The following is a 17,888-nucleotide window of genomic DNA, read 5'->3' on the forward strand; positions in this document are numbered from 1 at the left end:
CCTTAGGGAAGGTGATCGGCTCAGACCATAGAAATCCGGCTATGTCTCCATCTGCGGCTAATTACGGACAGTGCAGCTTGCCACTCACCAGTCGGTGTCGCCCTCTTCGGGGCGCCGCAGGCGGATGTCCTCCGCCCAGGCCAGGGCCCAGGCGCGGATCTCGCGGGGCAGCGACATCATCTCGGCCGCGTCGAGGCGGTCGGCCAGCTCCTCGGCCGCGAAGTCGTCGAGGTGGGCGCGGCCCAGGGTCTCCAGCTCCCGGTACGAATAGAGCCCCCGCACCGAGGCCACGTTCACCACGTCGTCGGCGGTGCCGCGTTCGTGCAGGTCACGCATGGCCAGCCCGGCGGCGTCGAGCAGGGCGACCACCGGGGTGCCGTCGATCTCCTCGGCGGGGTCGGCCAGGTCTTCGCGGAGCAGGTCGACGGCGCAGGTCTGCTCGGTGACCGGGTCGTGCACGATCAGCCGGGTCGCCCGCGCCGAGATCTCCTCGACCGCGACGTCGAAACCGGCCCGGTGCAGCGACTCGGTCGCGTGCCAGGCCGGTTCGACGAGCTTCACGGTGGTGGCGAACCGCAACTCGGCCGTGTGCGCCGCGCGCATGCCGTGCAGGCGGAGCGCCGGCCCTCCGATGAGGGCCAGGTCGAGGCGCGCGGGGCGGATGGCGGCCAGGATGCGGTCGGGAAAGACGCCCAGGAAGGTCACCCGCCCAAGTATCACCGGTACCTGCGGCGGATCTCGTTGGCGACGGTCCGGATGCGGTCCTTGGTGCGGAGCAGTTTCGCCTCGGCCTGCTCGGTGCGGCCCTCGGCCACCAGCGTGCGGTTGCCCGTACGGTGGCCGATCTGCTGCTTGGCCCTGGCCTTCATCTCACGGAGTTTCGCGAAGAGTTCCATGGCGTTCCCGACTGCCCGAAACGGGCCCCGGCTAACCCATGTGCCGCCCCGACACGAACTCCTGGACGGCGATCTTGGCCTTGATGACCGGCCGCCGCCAGCGCTCCTCCCGGTGCAGCGCCTTGGCCAGCTTCACCGGCCTGTCCCCGTAGAACCAGCGGGCCCACGGCGATCCCGGACGGGCGAGGCGGACCGCGCCGACGTACCCGAAGAGCGGTACGAAGACCCCGAGCAGACCCGACCAGATCTTCCCCTTGAGCAGCGTGACGACGGCGAAGACGAGGTTGACGGCGAGGAGCAGGACCGCGGCCCAGAAGTCACCGGTGACGTCGTCCCACCCCAGCGGCCTGGCGCCCAGGAGCAGCAGGCCCGTGACGGCGATGGCGACGAAGACGGCGTCCACCGAGGTGCGCCCGGCTTCGGCCCAGTAGACGTCGCGCAGGTGCAGCAGCAGCGCGAACTCGTCGAGGACGAGGCCGGAGCCCACCCCGAACAGCGCCGCCGTGAGGGCGAGCCAGCCCTCGGCGGCCGGGCCGAGCAGCAGCGCGGCCACGCCGCTGGCCATCATCAGGATCACGCCGAACACGACGTGGTGGACGTGCGTCTCACCCACGCTGACGTTCCTGAACCACCACCGGACCTCGGCCCGGATCAGCCGCACGTTGATGCGCGTGAACACGAACGTCACGATCAACGCCACGAAGAAGCAGAACAGCGGCAGCCGGTGGGTGTCGACCACGGCCCGCTGGAAAAGCTCACCCATCGGCACGCCCCCTGCGCCGACTCTACCCAGGTGATCTCGTCAGGCCAGGAACCCGCGCAGAAGCGCGGCCGTGCCTTCGAGGTGTTCGGCCACCGCCCGCGAGGCGCCGTCGGGGTCGCCCGCGAGGATCGCCGACACGATCGCCTGGTGCTGCGCGGCCGCGTGGGCGATGTTCGGTCCGAGCACCGGAATGGCGTTGAGCAGGTCGGTGACCCGCAGCCGCGCATCGGCGCACGCCGCGGCGAGCAGCGGCGAGCCGGTCAGTTCGGCGATCGACAGGTGGAAGGCCGTGTCGAGCCGGCGGTAGTCGGCCGGCGCGGCCCCGTTCACGTCGGCCAGGCGCCGCAGCAGCATCGCGCGCTGCGCCGAATCGAGGGTCAGGGTGGCCAGGATCTGCGCGGCGCCGCACTCGACGGCCATCCGGAACGTCAGCGCGTCGGCCAGGTCGCCCGCGCCCATCTGGTTGACCGCCTCGGCGAGGTCGGCGTGCCCCGGCTCGGGCGGCAGGTAGACGACGAACGCGCCCCCGTAGCGTCCGCGCCGCACGTCGAGGTAGCCGGCCTCCTGGAGGGAGCGGATGGCCTCGCGCAGGGTGACCCGGCTGATGCCCAGGTGGACGGCGAGATCACGCTCCGACGGCAGCCGCTCGCCATGGGGGACGACGCCGAGCTTGATGGCCTGGAGCAGCCGCTCGACGGTCTCCTCGAACGCGTTCCCGGCCCGGACCGGACGCAGCAGAGATCCGAGTTGTGTTTCTTTCACCCCACCCTCCCCAGTTGGGCTTCTCATTGGTATTTTTTCATACCGTAGAAGGTGAGGCGGGCGTGCTGACGGTCGACGAACTACGGGCAGAGGTGCAGGCGGGCCGGATCGACACCGTCCTGCTCGCCGTGACGGACATGCAAGGCCGGCTCCAGGGCAAACGCCTGTCGGCCCGGCACTTCCTCGACGAGGTCCTGCACCACGCCGCCGAGGGGTGCAACTACCTGCTGGCCGTCGACGTGGAGATGAACACGGTCGGCGGATACGCGATGTCGTCGTGGGAGCACGGCTACGGCGACTTCGTCATGAAACCCGACCTGGCCACGCTGAGACGGGTCCCGTGGCAGGAGGGCACCGCCCTGCTGCTGGCCGACCTGGTCTGGGAGGACGGCTCCGACGTCGTCCCGAGCCCCCGCCAGATCCTCAAGCGGCAGACCGCCAGGCTGGCCGAACGCGGCTGGACCGCCTTCGTCGGCACCGAACTGGAGTTCTGCGTCTACCGCACCAGCTACGAGGACGCCTGGCGGAGCGGCTACCGCGATCTCGTCCCCGGGAACCTCTACAACGTCGACTACTCCCTGCTCGGCACCGCCCGGGTGGAACCGCTGCTGCGCCGCATCCGTCTCAGCATGGAGGGCGCCGGCCTGTACGTGGAGTCGGCCAAGGGCGAATGCAACCTTGGTCAACACGAGATCGCTTTCAAGTACGCCGACGCCCTCACCACCTGCGACAACCACTCCGTCTACAAGAACGGGGCCAAGGAGATCGCGGCCGAGGAGGGCATGTCCCTCACGTTCATGGCCAAGCCGAACCAGCGCGAGGGCAACTCCTGCCACGTCCACATCTCGCTGCGCGACGCCGACGGCGCCCCGGTGATGGCCGGCGACGGCCCCCACGGCCTGTCGAAGACCGGCGAGCACTTCATCGCCGGCCAGCTCAGGGCGATGCGCGAGCTCACCCTCCTGTACGCCCCCAACATCAACTCCTACAAGCGCTTCGTGGCCGGGTCCTTCGCCCCCACGGCCGTGAAGTGGGGCGTCGACAACCGCACCTGCTCGCTGCGCCTGGTCGGCCACGGCGGCTCGCTCCGCATCGAGAACCGGGTCCCGGGCGGCGACGTCAACCCCTACCTGGCCGTCTCGGCCCTCATCGCGGCGGGCCTGTCGGGCATCGACGACGAACTGCCGCTGGAGGACGCCTTCACCGGCAACGCGTACGCCTCGGGCGCCGACACGGTCCCCTCGACGCTGCGTGACGCGCTGGCGGTCTTCGAGGGCTCTACGCTCGCCAGGGACGCCTTCGGCGACGAGGTCGTCGACCACTACGCGAACAACGCCCGGGTCGAGCTGGCCGCCTTCGACGCGGCGGTCACCGACTGGGAGCTCTATCGGGGGTTCGAACGGCTGTGAAGATCATCAACCCGGCCACGGAGCAGGTCCTGGCCGACGTCGAACTCGCCGACCCCGCCGAGGTCGACCGGGCCGTCGAGAAGGCGCGCAGGGCGTACCCGACCTGGAAGAACGTCGCCCCCGGCGAACGCGCGCGGCTGCTGCGGCGCTTCGCCGCGCTGGTCGAGGAGCACGCGGAGGAGCTCGCGGGGCTGGAGATCGCGAACGCCGGGCACACCGTGGGCAACGCCCGCTGGGAGGCCGGCAACGTCCGCGACGTGCTGAACTTCTACGCCGGGGCGCCCGAGCGCAACCACGGCAAGCAGATCCCGGTGCCCGGCGGCGTCGACCTCACCTTCCACGAGCCGCTGGGCGTGGTCGGGATCATCGTGCCGTGGAACTTCCCGATGGTGATCATGATGTGGGGCGCCGCGCCGGCGCTCGCGGCGGGCAACGCCGTCATCGTGAAGCCCGCCGAGTGGACCCCGCTGTCCGCGCTGCGACTGGCCGAGCTGGCTCTCGCGGCCGGCCTCCCCGAAGGGGTGCTCCAGGTCGTGCCCGGCGAGGGGGAGGTCGCGGGCGCCCGGCTGGTCGAGCACCCCGGCGTCGCCAAGATCGTCTTCACGGGCTCGACCGAGGTCGGCAGGCTGATCGCCTCGCAGGCGGGCCGGCAGGTCAAGCGGGTGACGCTGGAGCTGGGCGGCAAGTCCGCGAACATCGTCTTCGCCGACTCCGACCTCGACAAGGCGGCCCAGAGCGCGCCGATGGCCGTCTTCGACAACAGCGGCCAGGACTGCTGCGCCCGATCGCGCATCCTGGTGGAGCGTTCCGTCCACGACGAGTTCCTCGACCGGCTGACCCGGGCCGTCGCGGCCGTGCGAACCGGCGACCCCACGGCCGAAGACACGCAGATGGGTCCGCTGATCAGCGCCGAACACCTCGCCCGCGTCAGCTCCTACGTGTCGGACCCCTACTTCCAGGGCAGTTGCCCCGAAGGCCCCGGCTACTGGTTACCGCCGACGATCCTCACGGGCGACGACGACCCGGCGTACCGCGAAGAGGTCTTCGGCCCGGTGGTGTCGGTGGTCCCGTTCGACGACGAGCACGACGCGGTCCGCATGGCCAACGACACCCCCTACGGCCTGTCGGGCTCCATCTGGACCCGCGACGTCGGCCGGGCGTTCCGGGTGGCGCGCGGGGTCGAGGCCGGCAACCTCAGCGTCAACTCCCACTCGTCGGTCCGCTACTGGACGCCCTTCGGCGGCTTCAAGCAGTCGGGCCTGGGCCGTGAACTGGGCCCCGACGCGCTGGCCGCCTTCACCGAGACCAAGAACGTCTTCATCGCAACGGAGTAGGAAGCACATGCAACGCTTGCAGGACCGGGTCGCCGTCATCACCGGCGCCGCCGGGGGAATCGGGCTGGCGACCGCCAAGCGGTTCGCCGAAGAGGGCGCCAAGCTCGTCCTGGCCGACCTCGACGAGGCGGCCGGGCGGCGCGCGGCCGAGGAGGTCGGCGGCCTGTTCGTCCAGGCCGACGTGGCCCGGGAGGACGACGTCGTCCGGATGTTCGCCACGGCCTTCGACGAGTTCGGCAGCGTCGACATCGCGTTCAACAACGCCGGCATCTCCCCCGCCGACGACGACTCGATCCTGACCACCGGCCTCGACGCCTGGCGGCGCGTGCAGGAGGTCAACCTCACCAGCGTCTACCTGTGCTGCAAGCACGCGATCCCCTACATGCAGCGGCAGGGCAAGGGGTCGATCATCAACACCGCCTCGTTCGTGGCGGTCATGGGGTCGGCGACCTCCCAGATCTCCTACACCGCGTCCAAGGGCGGGGTGCTGGCGATGACGCGGGAGCTGGGCGTGCAGTTCGCCCGCGAGGGCATCAGGGTCAACGCCCTGTGCCCCGGCCCGGTCGACACCCCGCTGCTGCGGGAGCTGTTCGCCAAGGACCCCGAGCGGGCCCAGCGCCGCCTGGTGCACGTGCCGCTCGGCCGGTTCGCGCGGGCCGAGGAGATCGCCGCCGCCGTGGCGTTCCTGGCCTCCGACGACGCGTCGTTCGTCACCGCCGCCGAGTTCCTGGTCGACGGCGGCATCTCCGGGGCGTACGTGACCCCCCTGTGAGACCTCTGATCGGCATCACGTGTTACGCCGAGCCCGCGCGTTTCACGGTCTGGGACACCCCCGCGGCCCTGCTGCCGTGGGACTACGTCAGGCACGTCGAACGGGCCGGCGGGCAGCCGGTGATCCTGCCGCCCGCCGGCGACCCGGGCGAGGTCGTCGGCCGGCTCGACGGCCTGATCGTGGCCGGGGGCGGCGACATCGACCCCGGCCGCTACGGCGCCTCCCCGCACCCGCGAACCACGTACATCAGGGACTTCCGCGACGACGCCGAGTTCTCGCTGGTCAAGGCCGCCCTGGCCGGCAAGCTCCCGATCCTGGGCATCTGCCGGGGCCTCCAGGTCCTCAACGTGGCGCTGGGCGGCACGCTGGTCCAGCACCTGCCCGACGTGTGCGGCACCGAGCGCCACTCCCCCGCCCCGGGGGTCTACGGCCGGGTCCCGGTAGGTCTCGACGAGCCGCTGAGAAGGCTCTACGGCACCGGCGAGATCACCCCCGCCCACTACCACCACCAGGCCGTCGACCGGCTCGCACCGGGGCTCAAGGCGATCGCGCGCGCCGACGACGGCACGATCGAGGCGGTCATGCTCGACGACTCGGTGTGGGCGGTCCAGTGGCATCCGGAGGCCGACGAGGAGGCGCCGGTGTTCGGGTCGTTCGTCACCCGCGCCGGGTTTCCCCGGCCATACGGGGCAGATAGGCTGACCGCACACCATTGATCCCGCGCGGGAGAGCGCCCTGGCACCCGGTCAGGGCCCCTGAAGGAGCAAGCCCTCCCCGCGAACCTCTCAAGGCAAAGGACCGTGCGGGCGAGGTGTCCTCTGGAAAGCAGGCCGATGGCCTCGCCGAAGGTGAAAGTCCGGCAAAACTCGGGCGAAGCTCTCAGGCACCCATGACAGAGGGGGAGGATGCTGACATCCGACCTTATTCGAGGTGCGCTTCATGTCCCGACCGACCCCGCTGCACGAGGTGCACAAGAGCCTCGGCGCGACCCTGACCGACTTCGCCGGCTGGCTGATGCCGCTGCGCTACGGCAGTGAGTCGGCCGAGCACACCGCCGTCCGCACCGCCGCGGGGCTGTTCGACCTGTCCCACATGGGCGAGATCCACGTGACCGGCGCGGACGCCGCCGCCGCGCTCGACTACGCGCTGGTCGGCAACCTGGGCGCCCTGGAGCCGGGGCGGGCCCGCTACACGATGATGTGCGAACCCGGCGGCGGCATCGTCGACGACCTGATCGTCTACCGGCTCGCGCCGGAGGAGTTCATGGTCTGCGCCAACGCGTCCAACTACCTGCGGGTGGCCCGGGAGCTCACCGACCGCGCGGCCGAGTTCGACGCCGTGGTCGACGACCGCTCCGACTCCTACGCGCTGCTGGCCGTCCAGGGCCCGCGCTCCCAGGAGATCGTGGCCGCGCTCACCGACGCCGACCTGGCGAACCTCAAGTACTACACCGGCCTGCCCGGCACGGTCGCGGGCGTCGACGCGCTGATCGCCCGCACCGGCTACACCGGCGAAGACGGCTTCGAGCTGTTCATCGCGGCCGACGACGCGGTGAAGCTCTGGGGCGCGCTGATGGAGGCCGGCGCCGCCGAGGGCCTGGTGCCCGCCGGGCTGAGCGCCCGCGACACCCTGCGGCTGGAGGCCGGCATGCCGCTGTACGGCAACGAGCTCACCTCCGCCACCACCCCCATGGACGCCGGTCTCGGCAGAGTCGTGCGCTTCGACAAGCAGGGCGACTTCGTCGGCCGCGCCGCCCTCGACGGGGCGGAGCCGGCGAAGCGCCTGGTCGGCCTGGTGATGAAGGGCCGCCGCGTGCCCCGCCACGGCTTCGCCGTCGTCGACGCCGACGGCGCCGTGATCGGAGAGGTCACCAGCGGCGCGCCGTCGCCGTCGATCGGCCGGCCCATCGCGATGGCCTACGTGACCGCACCTGTATCCGCACCCCAGGCCGCCGCCGTGGACATCCGCGGCTCCCACGAACCGGTCGACGTCGTTGACCTGCCTTTCTACAGGAGGAAGAAGTGAGCAGCATTCCCGACGAGCTCAGCTACACCAAGGAGCACGAGTGGGTCGCCGGGCTCGATGACGGGCTGACCGTCACCGTGGGAATCACCGCCTACGCGGCCGAGCAGCTCGGCGACGTCGTGTACGTCCAGCCGCCGGAGGTCGGGTCGAGCGTCGAGGTCGGCGACGCCGTCGGCGAGGTCGAGTCGACCAAGTCGGTCAGCGACATCTACGCCCCGGTGAGCGGCGAGGTCACCGCGGTCAACTCGGCCGTCGTCGACGACCCCTCCCTGGTGAACGGCGACCCCTACGGCGACGGCTGGTTGTTCCAGGTGCGCATCACCGGCACCCCTGACGACCTGCTCTCCGCCGAGGAGTACACCGCGCTGATCTCCGGCGACAGCTGATCGTCCGCCCATGGCGATCAGCGTCTTCGACCTGTTCAAGGTGGGCATCGGGCCGTCCAGTTCACACACGGGCGGCCCGATGGCGGCCGCGCACAAGTTCGCGCGCGGCCTGCTCCACGACGGTCTCCTGGAGAAGACCGTGAAGGTGCAGGTCATCCTGTACGGCTCCCTCGGCCTGACCGGCAAGGGCCACGGCAGCGACAAGGCCGTGCTGCTCGGGCTGTCGGGGGAGAAACCCGAGCTCGTCGACGTCGACGCGGTCGACGGCAAGCTGGCCGCGATGCGGACGGCGGGCACGGTGTCGCTGATGGGGCAGCGGACGGTCCCGTTCGTGGTCGGCGACGACCTGGTGTTCGAGCGCAAGATCTCGCTCCCGCACCACCCCAACGGCATGCGCTTCACCGCCTGGGGCGACAGCGGCGACGTCCTGCGGGAGAAGGTCTACTACTCGGTCGGCGGCGGGTTCGTCGTCGACGAGAACGCCACGGGCGCCGACCGCATCAAGCCCGACGACACGCCGCTCCCCCATCCGTTCACGACGGCCGGTGAGCTGCTCGCGCAGTGCGCCGAGACGGGGCTGTCGATCTCGGGGCTGATGATGGCCAACGAGCGGGCCTTCGGGCGTACCGACGACCAGATCAAGTCGGAGCTGCTGCACCTGTGGCGGGTCATGGACGAGTGCGTCCGGCGCGGGTCCTCGCGTGAGGGCGTGCTGCCGGGCGGGCTGAAGGTGAAGCGGCGGGCCCACCAGCTGCAGCGCCGCCTCCAGAGCGAACCGGCCGACGGCGACCCGCTCCAGGCGATGGACTGGGTGACGCTGTTCGCGCTGGCCGTGAACGAGGAGAACGCGGCGGGCGGGCGGATCGTGACCGCGCCGACGAACGGCGCGGCCGGGATCGTCCCGGCGGTGCTGTCCTACTACACCCGGTTCATCCCGGGCGCCGACGACGACGCGGTGGTGCGGTTCCTGCTCACGGCGGGCGCGGTCGGCGTGCTGTTCAAGGAGAACGCCTCCATCTCGGGCGCGGAGGTCGGCTGCCAGGGCGAGGTCGGTTCGGCCTGCTCGATGGCCGCGGCCGGGCTGACCGAGGTGCTGGGCGGCACGCCGGAACAGGTGGAGAACGCGGCCGAGATCGGCATCGAGCACAACCTGGGGCTGACCTGCGATCCGATCGGCGGCCTGGTGCAGATCCCGTGCATCGAGCGGAACGCGGTCGCGTCGGTGAAGGCCATCGCGGCGGCGCGGATCGCGCTGCGCGGCGACGGGAAGCACTTCGTGTCGCTCGACAAGGCGATCAAGACGATGCGCGACACCGGCCGTGACATGCACGCGAAGTACAAGGAGACCAGTCGCGGCGGGCTCGCCGTGAACGTCATCGAGTGCTGAGAAGAGTGCTGGGAAAGTTCTGGGTGTTCCCTGTGGGACTGGCGGTGAAACCCCGACAGTGCTGAAATGTCCACCGGAAAGGCGGTGGACATCATTTCCGCAGGCAAGTTCATCCGGACGCACTGGCTCTTCGTCGCCCTCCTGGTGTCGGGGATCGTGATCCGGGTCATCACCAGCCTCGGTTACTGTCCTGCGCTGTGGTTCTGGGCCGACTCGTTCTCCTATCTGAGCTCGGCCCTGGACCTGCGCCCGCTGGAGTCGCGGCCCTCCGGCTACTCGCTGTTCCTCGCGCCGTTCCGCTCGGTCGTCGCCCTCGTCACCGTGCAGCACCTGCTCGGGCTGGGCATCGCCGCCTGCCTGTACGCCGTCCTGCGCCGCCGCACCTTCCTGCCGGCCTGGGCCGCCGCGCTGGCGACGGCGCCGGTCCTGCTGGACGCGTACCAGATCCAGCTCGAACACCTCGTGATGGCCGACCTGCTGTTCACGTTCCTCGTGGTGGGGGGCGTGACGCTGCTGCTGCTGAACCCGCGCAGCTGGACCATGGTGATCACCGCCTTCCTGCTGCTGGCCTTCTCGGCGATGACCCGCACGCTCGGCCTGCCGCTGATCGGGGTGGCGGCGGTGTGGCTGCTGATCGCGCGGGCGGGCTGGCGGCGGGTGCTGGCCGGGGCCGGCGCGGCGGGGGTGGCGGTGGCCGGATACGCCTTCTGGTACAACGCGGCCTACGGCAGCTACGGCCTGGGCAGCAGCAGCGTGTGGCTCTGGTCGCGCACGATGACCTTCGCCGACTGCGGCCGGATGGACCCGCCGGAGAACCTGAAGGTCCTGTGCCCGGACATCGGTCCCCGGCTGGCCGCCCCGGCCTACATCTGGGACCCGCAATCGCCGATCATGAAGACCGGCAAGCAGCGCGACGAGATGGCCTCGGAGTTCTCGATGCTGGCCCTGCGCAGCCAGCCGCTCGACTTCCTGACGACGGGCCTCGGCGACGCGATGTGGGCCTTCCGCTGGGATCGGGTGGTCTATCCGTCGCCCGGCACCCAGAGCGCCTACCAGTTCCCCGAGTCCGTGAAGCCGCTCACCGACAAGCTCGCCTCGGCCGGGCGGTCGGCGCCGGAACTGATGATCCAATACCAGGGCAGCCGGGCCGACACGCAGGTCGTCGAGCCGTTCGCGTCGTGGACGCGCGCCTACCAGCGCCACGTCTACCTGCGCGGCCCCCTGCTCGGGGCGATCTTCGTGTGCACGTTCCTGGTGATGATCATCAGGTTCCGGGCGGCGACCCTGCTGCCGCTCGGGTTCGCGCTCACCCTCCTGCTGCTGCCCCCGCTGGTGGCCGCCTTCGACCACCGGTACGTCGTCCCGGTCGTCCCCTTCGCCTGCCTGGCGGCGGCCTGCGCGGTGGGGTGGCGGTCACCCGCGTCGAACGTGCAGCGTGACCAGGACAGGAAAGAGCGGGTCCCGGCCCGCCGCGCCGCGCACGCGTGACACCGCCTCGGTGTCGACCCGGGAGACGACCTCGTCCAGGGGGGCGCCGGGGAGGCAGCGTACCGAGATGCGGAGCTTCTCCTCGCCCACGGCCCGGACGCTGATCTTGTCGACCCCGGGCAGGTCCTTGAGCGCGATGGCCAGCGTCGCGGTGCCGTAGCCGTGCCGCACGCCGTCCTTGCCGAGCCCGAGCGAGCACACCAGCCAGCGGGCGGTGACGAACACCAGCAGCACGACCAGCGCGGCGGCGATCGAGCGGGCCCACGGGTGCGCGGTGAACGCGGCCAGTTCGCCGATCTTGTAGTCGGCCCGCGCGTCGGACGCGAACAGGACGTAGTTCCCGCCGGTCACCAGCACGACGCCCACGGCCGCCAGCCCGAGGCGGTCGCCGTAGGGGGTGCGCATCTTCTCCGGGACCTGCATTGCGACACTCCTCATGAGCTCTTCCGGCGGAGCCGGACGACAACCTCGTGACGACCGTGGACGCCCAGGCCCTCCAGCCGGTCGCCGACGGCGGCGCCGACCTCCTTGAGCAACCCGCCGGTCCGGTTCCCCCTGGTCAGCACGGTCACCTCGATCTGCCCCCGGCGCAGCCGCACGAAGGCCAGGTCGACCCCCGAGACGGTCATCGCCACGGCGACCAGCGTGCGCTTCAGCCCCGCCCGGGTCAGCCCCATGACGAGCCCGTCGTCGGACACCTCCAGGGGGATCAGCCGGGGACGGCCCGGGATCATCGCCAGCAGCACCAGCACGGTCCCGGTCACCACCATCAGCGACCCCGTCAGCGCGACCAGCGGCTCGCCCCAGGCCAGGTCGAGCACGCCGGGCAGCCCCGACCAGCCCGTCGGCCATCCGGCGAACGCGCACACCATCTCGCCCACCAGCGCCGTGCCCAGCACCACCAGGGCGCCCGCGACGCCCGCACCCGCCGGGGTCCGTCCCGGCCGCAGGGCGCGCATGGCCGTGCGGCGGCGGGCCCGGCGGCGGTCCTTGGTCGTCCGGATCTCGTCTACCGCGCTCATGGTCACCCAGGGATACACGCCCGGACGGCCTCGATCAGCGCGCCGGGCCCGGATGACTCGATCTTGTGACAGGTTTTGCCGGGCAAATATGAAACATGCTCACAAAAGGTTAGAGTGCTGCCCATGAGCGACCGGCAGCGATACGACCGGGCCACGGCCCATCTCGACCCCCCGCTGGCCGTCGTCGACCTCGACGCGATGGCCGCCAACGCCCGGTCGATGACCGAACGGGCCGCCGGCACCCCGATCAGGGTCGCGTCGAAGTCGATCCGCTCCCGCGAGGTGCTCCGCCGCGTCCTCGACCTGCCCGGCTACCGGGGGATCATGGCGTTCACCCTGCCCGAGGCCCTCTGGCTGGCGTCGTGCGGATTCCGCGACATCCTGGTCGCCTACCCGACCACCGACCGCGCCGCCGTCGCCGCCCTCGCCGCCGACGAGCACCTGAGCCGCGAGATCACCCTCATGGTCGACTCCCCCGAGCAGTTCCCCCTGCTGACCGGCCGATATCCGATCAGGGTCTGCCTGGACCTCGACGCGGGCTACGTCATCGGCCGCTTCCGCGCCGGTGCGCTGCGCTCGCCCGTGCGAACCCCCGAACAGGCGGCGGAGACGGCCCGGCTCATCGGCGAGAACCCGTCGCTGCGGCTGGTCGGCCTGATGGCCTACGAAGCGCAGATCGCCGGCCTCGGCGACCGCATCCCGGGACCCTACGGGGTGGCGGTGAGGCTGATCCAGCGGCGGTCGCGCCGGGAACTGGCCGTCCGGCGGGCGAAGATCGTCGAGGCGGTGCGCGAGGTGACCGACCTGGAGTTCGTCAACGGCGGCGGCACCGGAAGCATCGAGACGACCGCGCGCGAGCCCGCGATCACCGAGGTCGCCGCCGGATCGGGCTTCTACCACCCGACCCTGTTCGACCGATACAGCAACTTCACCGGCCGCCCCGCGGCCCTGTTCGCCCTCCCGGTCGTCCGCCGCCCCGCCCCCGGCGTCGTGACCGTCCTGGGCGGCGGCTACCCCGCCTCGGGCGCGGGCTCCGGCCGGGCCGCGACCCCCTACCTGCCGGAGGGCCTGCGCCACAACGGCGACGAGGGCGGCGGCGAGGTGCAGACCCCGCTCCACGGCCGCGCCGCCGACGAACTCAAGATCGGCGACCGGGTGTGGTTCCGCCACGCGAAGGCGGGCGAACTGTGCGAACGCTTCGACACCCTGCACCTGATCGAGGGAGACCGGGTGACGGCCACCACCCCGACCTACCGGGGCGAGGGCCGGACCTTCCTCTGACTTCCGCTCCGTCACGGCTCCGCCCACCCGGCCCCGACCGGCTCGCCCGCTAACGCCTCCGGCGCCGCCGCATGATCACGATGACCGCTCCGAGGGCGACCGCCACGCCGAGCCCGATCAGGACCGGCGCGATGGGAGAGGCCGGATAGTCGTCGTCCCAGGGCTCATCGGCCGCCGGACGGTGACCGTTGGGGCTCTGCGGCTGCCCCACCATGTCTCCTATGGTCGCCACGACCTGCTCGGTCTGCGCCTTGACCTGGGACTTCACCTTGGCCACACTGCGACCGGCGACCTTCTTGGGGCTGACCCGGTCGGCGATCGCGTCGACCGTCTTGGCCAGTTCGGCGCGAGTGCGCTCTATGCGCCGCTCGAGCGTGTCCGGATCTGGCTCGGCCATTGGGGTCGCCTCCTGTCACAGGGTGTGTTCGATCAAGTCTGCCAGGTGCGGGCCGCGCATCCCGCAGCGGCCGAACCGGTAGTTTGTTCGGGTCGAGACACACCCGCAACGGAGGCGACATGACCCAGCGACTCGAACCCGGCGACGCCGCCCCCGGCTTCACCCTGACCAGCGCCGACGGCGACGAAGTGTCGCTCGACTCGCTCCACGGCAAGCGAGTCGTCCTGTACTTCTACCCAGCGGCGATGACTCCAGGCTGCACCAAGCAGGCCTGCGACTTCCGCGACAACCTGGGCGCGCTCACCGGCAAGGGCATCACCGTCCTCGGCGTCTCGAAGGACAAACCGGCCAAGCTCCGCCAGTTCGCCGACCGCGACGCGCTGACCTTCCCGCTGCTGTCCGACGAAGACCTGGAAGTCCACAAGGCTTACGGGGTGTACGGCGAGAAGCAGAACTACGGGAAGACCATCATGGGCGTGATCAGGTCGACCTTCGTGATCGACCCCGACGGCAAGATCGAGAAGGCGTTCTACAACGTCCGCGCGACGGGCCACGTGGCGCGGCTGCTCAAGGAACTCGGGGTTTCCTGATGCCTGACGGCGGGAGGTAGGATCACTTCCGCCCATCGGGGTTGTAGCCCAATTGGCAGAGGCACATGACTTAGGATCATGCCAGCGCGGGTTCGAGTCCCGCCAACCCCACTCGCTCGGGACGGCTCATGGTCGACGCCCCTTCGGGGCGGCTTCCACGAGCCGTTCTCGTTCCTCCACACGGGGGGCGACCCCCCGAGCCCCCCGATACGAGAGGGCTTCGCCCCCTCGCGCTCCCCTTGGTGCGCATTCGCGCCCCCTGCGTCGCTGTCGCTCCTGGCGAAGGGCTCCGCCCCTCGCGCTCCCTGGAAAAGCCTCGCTTCGCCTGATCGCTTGGTCTTCGCATTTATGTCGATCGAGATTTATGTCGACTTCGAAACAGGGCCCTGGCCATATGTATTCGGGCCACCCCATTCAACAGATGCGGTGGTGCCATCCGCCTTCATGGTTCAGGTTCGGGTGGTTTCCACCTCGGTCACGCGGGCTGCTTCCGGGGCGGTGGCGGGGCGGACTTCGACGAAGTCGTTCTCGTTTCTGAGGATGGTGACGATGCCCGTCAGCAGGGTGGTCCGGCGGATCCGGTTCCGGGCTACGACCTGGCGGTCGACCGACAGGACCTCCTGATGGGCGTGCTCGTCGCGGGCCCACGTCCAGGCCCGGCCGCTGACGCCGGGGTCGGGGCCCAGCAGGGCGGTGCTGACGTCGGACGCGGGCAACTGGAGCGTCGGTGCGCCGTGGGGGTTCAGTTCCCTGCCGATGCGGCGGCTGACGTGCAGCTGGGCGGCATAGTCCTCCAGCATGTCCTGTGACCAGTCGCGCATGCCGCCGGGCAGGTTCCCCAGCATCGTGCGTCGCAGGTCGCCCAGCACCTCGTCCAGTCTCCGGCCGGAGGCCAAGGCGGCCTCCGCGTGGTAGCCGATGCGACCCGTGAACTCGTCGGTGGGAAGCCGTTCCATCTCGCGCGGTGGAGAGGTGGGCCTGATCAGTCTGGGCGGTTCCGGATGAGCGGGCGGGTGGAAGGCGGGCCACTCGTGCTGTCCCGGCACGACCGAGGTCAGGTCGGGCGGGGGCATCTCGCCCATCGTGGCCAGGACGTCGTCGTGGGCGGCGGAGGCGGCGTCGGCCAGCGGCCAGAAGCGCAGCAGCCACGGTTCCTCGACCGGTTCCAGGACCTCCTCGTCCCACTCGGCGGGTTCGGTTCTGACCGGTCCCACATAGGCGCGCAGACCGTAGGCGAAGAGTGGCGGGCCGAGGAGCAGCATCTGCCTCGACCGGTCGTGGCTCGGGCCGTGGGCGGAGACCGTCCCGCCGGGGCTCAGGTACACGGCCTGCCGGGCCGCCGTCCACGACCCGGCCGGCGCGGGAGGCGCACCGTCCCAGGCCTCCATCCGCACGAGCGCGCGGTAGGCCCTCGCCGGGCTGGTGAGGGTGGCCGTACCGAGCACCGGGAGTGAGCCGGTCTCGTCGCCGGTGAGATCCCAGAGGCCCGTCCCGTCGAGGAGTTCGAAGCGGCCGTAGGAGATGGGGACGTCGTCCTCCACGCGGCGGAGAAGTTCACTCACTGGCGTACTCCCACGTCTTCAGGTTGAGCCGCTTCTTCGACGTGCCGGGGTAGACCACGACCAGGTGTTCCTCGTCTTCGCGGATCCGCACGTAGACGCGCAGCCGGTAGCGGCCCTTCCCCTCGATCGCCAGGTTCGGGATCGGGGCGTACGCGCCCACGTCGCCGCCGTCCGCCTCCGGCACGGTGAGGTGGCCGGTGGGGGTGGTGATCGGCACCTCGGTGACCTGGTCCCAGCCGGCCAGCCGCAGTGGGGGTGCGGTGCGGAAGGCCTTCACGGTCAGGCACAGGTCGATGACGTCTTCGAGGTGCCCGACGAGCACCGAGCTGCCGGCCACGCCGATCTGCGACTTGTCGTCGTAGAGGCGCTCGATCGCCTGCTCCGCCCGCGTTTCACCGGCCTTGTCCTTGGGATCGTGGACGTAGTAGCCGTAGTCGCCGTCGGCGAACAGGGAGTAGTTGGCCGTGGCCTGGACGACGCCCTTGGTCCGGGGCCACGGGTCGCGGCACCTCGCGTTCATCTCGGCGATGTAGGCCTGGTCCGCCGCCTCCGCCTCTTCGGCCGAGTGCAGCAGCTCGGGCCGGATCGCGCGGACGACCTCGGGGCAGACGTAGACGAGATCCGACAGGTCCACCCCCCACGAGGCCCGCTCGCTCCCGGCCTGCTTCAGCAGCGCCTCCTGCTCCTCGCGGTCCTCCGCATGGCACAGCTCCCGCCCGTAGGCGATGATCTGCTGGTCGGACAGGGTGTCGGGGAACATGGGCGGGACTCCGCCCATCTGGTCGCGGGCCCGGCACACGAAGGCGTCGTCGCGTTCCTCGGGCTTCAGGTCGCCGAAGGCCTCCCACTCGTAGCAGCCCATCGACCAGCCGCTGAAGGTCGTGCGCGGGGCGTACTCCGGCTGGAGCGACACGACGACCGGCAGCACGGCCACGGACGCCACCGCGACGCGGACCAGCCGCTGCCGCGCGGGCGGGAGCGGCTCCCCGGGCAGGTCGTCGGAGGGCATCTCTCGGGCGGTCGCCGCGAGCCACACGGCGTGGACGAGCGCCGCCGCGTCCATGATGATCTGGGGGGCGAAGCTGGGGGCCGTGAAGATGTCGGCGTCGAACCGGTCGAAGATGAAGTCGAGCGGATACACCAGCACATACACGTTCAGCGACAGCCATCCGGCGATCAGCGTGCCGCGGCTCCACCGGCCGTCGCGATGCTGCCCGACGATCGTGAGAATCGTCCCGGCCGCTCCGCACGCCATCAGGATCAGAGCGACGACGAGGCCCGGTTCGAGCTCCAGGAGGTCGAGTTCGTCGAGCAGGTCGTTGGCGGTCGCGGCCAGCGTGACCGCGAACATCGCCCCGGCCGCCGCGCGCAGCGGGCGCGACCGCCAGCGGATGACGCGCAGGTAGAGGACGCTGATCGCGGTCCACAACACGAGGCCGAACACCAGGTCGACCTCGTCGGGAAGCCACCCCAGCGGGAACCACAGCACCAGGCTGTACGCCACCGCCAGATACAGCAGCCACCGCAGCGCCCTCTCCCCGCGGTTCACGGGTCCCGGGGCGGGCGGCCGCAGGATCAGCCACAGGAGTCCGGCCTTCACGAAGGCGGCCGCGACCAGCATCACCTTGGTCGCGACGTCGAACCCGTCCGGCCTGATGAACTGCAACTCCAGATCAGGCGCGGGCGTCCATTCGGCGGCCGTCCACAGCAGGGCGTCGTCGAACACCACACCCGCGACCGCCGCCGCCAGAACCAGACCCACGACGCCGATTCTGCAAATCCGCCATAAAAGCATAGGAAGCGATCTTAGCGGG

At 70.7% G+C, this 17,888-nt stretch carries 19 protein-coding genes, 1 tRNA gene and 2 riboswitches; of the genes, 11 read left to right on the forward strand and 9 right to left on the reverse strand.

Features of this window, described 5'->3' with window-relative positions:
- Window positions 1–84: 84 nt before the first annotated feature.
- The 4 genes from FDA94_RS06360 to FDA94_RS06375 are packed head-to-tail and all read right to left on the reverse strand — an operon-like array spanning window position 85 to window position 2,448.
- Window positions 85–705: a hypothetical protein gene (locus tag FDA94_RS06360; protein WP_137246094.1), complete on the reverse strand. Its 621-nt coding sequence runs from the start codon at window positions 703–705 to the stop codon at window positions 85–87.
- 11 nt (window positions 706–716) lie between these two features.
- The gene (locus tag FDA94_RS06365) at window positions 717–896 is read right to left on the reverse strand and encodes a CsbD family protein (protein ID WP_137246095.1); all 180 of its coding nucleotides are present in this window, start codon (window positions 894–896) and stop codon (window positions 717–719) included.
- 31 nt (window positions 897–927) lie between these two features.
- The gene (locus tag FDA94_RS06370; protein WP_137246096.1) at window positions 928–1,659 is read right to left on the reverse strand and encodes a hypothetical protein; all 732 of its coding nucleotides are present in this window, start codon (window positions 1,657–1,659) and stop codon (window positions 928–930) included.
- Between the two features lie 39 nt (window positions 1,660–1,698).
- Window positions 1,699–2,448, reverse strand: a complete 750-nt coding sequence (locus tag FDA94_RS06375; protein ID WP_137246097.1) for a FadR/GntR family transcriptional regulator — start codon at window positions 2,446–2,448, stop codon at window positions 1,699–1,701.
- A 38-nt stretch (window positions 2,449–2,486) separates the two neighbouring features.
- On the opposite strand from FDA94_RS06375, the gene FDA94_RS06380 reads away from it, so the two are divergent.
- The 8 genes from FDA94_RS06380 (at window position 2,487) to FDA94_RS06415 (ending at window position 11,222) form a co-directional block, all read left to right on the forward strand.
- Entirely contained in the window at window positions 2,487–3,830 is a 1,344-nt protein-coding gene (locus tag FDA94_RS06380) for a glutamine synthetase family protein (protein WP_137246282.1), read from the forward strand.
- Complete coding sequence (locus tag FDA94_RS06385; RefSeq protein ID WP_137246098.1) at window positions 3,827–5,164, forward strand: aldehyde dehydrogenase family protein; 1,338 nt, start codon at window positions 3,827–3,829, stop codon at window positions 5,162–5,164. Before FDA94_RS06380 ends, FDA94_RS06385 begins: the two co-directional genes overlap by 4 nt.
- A 7-nt stretch (window positions 5,165–5,171) precedes the next feature.
- Entirely contained in the window at window positions 5,172–5,936 is a 765-nt protein-coding gene (locus FDA94_RS06390; RefSeq protein ID WP_137246099.1) for a 3-oxoacyl-ACP reductase, read from the forward strand.
- The gene (locus tag FDA94_RS06395) at window positions 5,933–6,652 is read left to right on the forward strand and encodes a gamma-glutamyl-gamma-aminobutyrate hydrolase family protein (RefSeq protein WP_246059579.1); all 720 of its coding nucleotides are present in this window, start codon (window positions 5,933–5,935) and stop codon (window positions 6,650–6,652) included. Before FDA94_RS06390 ends, FDA94_RS06395 begins: the two co-directional genes overlap by 4 nt.
- Window positions 6,650–6,747: riboswitch (glycine riboswitch) on the forward strand. Its footprint overlaps the gene before it by 3 nt.
- A riboswitch (glycine riboswitch) is annotated at window positions 6,748–6,842 on the forward strand.
- 33 nt (window positions 6,843–6,875) lie between these two features.
- Complete coding sequence (gene gcvT / locus FDA94_RS06400) at window positions 6,876–7,961, forward strand: glycine cleavage system aminomethyltransferase GcvT (RefSeq protein ID WP_137246100.1); 1,086 nt, start codon at window positions 6,876–6,878, stop codon at window positions 7,959–7,961.
- Complete coding sequence (gcvH, locus tag FDA94_RS06405) at window positions 7,958–8,347, forward strand: glycine cleavage system protein GcvH (protein WP_137246101.1); 390 nt, start codon at window positions 7,958–7,960, stop codon at window positions 8,345–8,347. Before gcvT ends, gcvH begins: the two co-directional genes overlap by 4 nt.
- Before the next feature lie 10 nt (window positions 8,348–8,357).
- Window positions 8,358–9,734 (forward strand): L-serine ammonia-lyase, encoded by a 1,377-nt coding sequence (locus FDA94_RS06410; protein WP_137246102.1) that lies wholly within the window; start codon window positions 8,358–8,360, stop codon window positions 9,732–9,734.
- 66 nt (window positions 9,735–9,800) lie between these two features.
- Entirely contained in the window at window positions 9,801–11,222 is a 1,422-nt protein-coding gene (locus tag FDA94_RS06415) for a hypothetical protein (RefSeq protein ID WP_137246103.1), read from the forward strand.
- On the opposite strand, the gene FDA94_RS06420 is transcribed toward FDA94_RS06415, so the two are convergent.
- Both FDA94_RS06420 and FDA94_RS06425 read right to left on the reverse strand, forming a co-directional pair.
- Window positions 11,148–11,645, reverse strand: coding sequence for a hypothetical protein (locus tag FDA94_RS06420; RefSeq protein WP_170990808.1), 498 nt, complete (start codon window positions 11,643–11,645; stop codon window positions 11,148–11,150). The genes FDA94_RS06415 and FDA94_RS06420 overlap by 75 nt on opposite strands.
- Before the next feature lie 11 nt (window positions 11,646–11,656).
- Entirely contained in the window at window positions 11,657–12,244 is a 588-nt protein-coding gene (locus tag FDA94_RS06425; RefSeq protein WP_137246105.1) for a DUF6286 domain-containing protein, read from the reverse strand.
- 123 nt (window positions 12,245–12,367) lie between these two features.
- Here FDA94_RS06425 and FDA94_RS06430 point away from each other — a divergent pair, with 123 nt between their 5' ends.
- On the forward strand, window positions 12,368–13,525 hold the full coding sequence (locus FDA94_RS06430) for an amino acid deaminase/aldolase (RefSeq protein WP_137246106.1): 1,158 nt from the start codon (window positions 12,368–12,370) through the stop codon (window positions 13,523–13,525).
- 49 nt (window positions 13,526–13,574) lie between these two features.
- Here FDA94_RS06430 and FDA94_RS06435 read toward each other — a convergent pair whose 3' ends face one another.
- The gene (locus FDA94_RS06435; protein ID WP_137246107.1) at window positions 13,575–13,922 is read right to left on the reverse strand and encodes a DUF3618 domain-containing protein; all 348 of its coding nucleotides are present in this window, start codon (window positions 13,920–13,922) and stop codon (window positions 13,575–13,577) included.
- Between the two features lie 119 nt (window positions 13,923–14,041).
- On the opposite strand from FDA94_RS06435, the gene bcp reads away from it, so the two are divergent.
- Both bcp and FDA94_RS06445 read left to right on the forward strand, forming a co-directional pair.
- Window positions 14,042–14,512, forward strand: a complete 471-nt coding sequence (bcp, locus tag FDA94_RS06440; protein WP_137246108.1) for a thioredoxin-dependent thiol peroxidase — start codon at window positions 14,042–14,044, stop codon at window positions 14,510–14,512.
- 37 nt (window positions 14,513–14,549) lie between these two features.
- Window positions 14,550–14,623: transfer RNA gene (locus tag FDA94_RS06445), tRNA-Leu, on the forward strand.
- A gap of 338 nt (window positions 14,624–14,961) precedes the next feature.
- Here FDA94_RS06445 and FDA94_RS06450 read toward each other — a convergent pair.
- Window positions 14,962–16,074, reverse strand: coding sequence for a hypothetical protein (locus FDA94_RS06450; protein WP_137246109.1), 1,113 nt, complete (start codon window positions 16,072–16,074; stop codon window positions 14,962–14,964).
- Window positions 16,067–17,836: a COX15/CtaA family protein gene (locus tag FDA94_RS06455; protein ID WP_137246110.1), complete on the reverse strand. Its 1,770-nt coding sequence runs from the start codon at window positions 17,834–17,836 to the stop codon at window positions 16,067–16,069. Before FDA94_RS06455 ends, FDA94_RS06450 begins: the two co-directional genes overlap by 8 nt.
- Between the last annotated feature and the right edge of the window lie 52 nt (window positions 17,837–17,888).

This window comes from Herbidospora galbida (genome assembly GCF_005233835.1).
In the GTDB taxonomy this organism is placed as follows: domain Bacteria; phylum Actinomycetota; class Actinomycetes; order Streptosporangiales; family Streptosporangiaceae; genus Herbidospora; species Herbidospora galbida.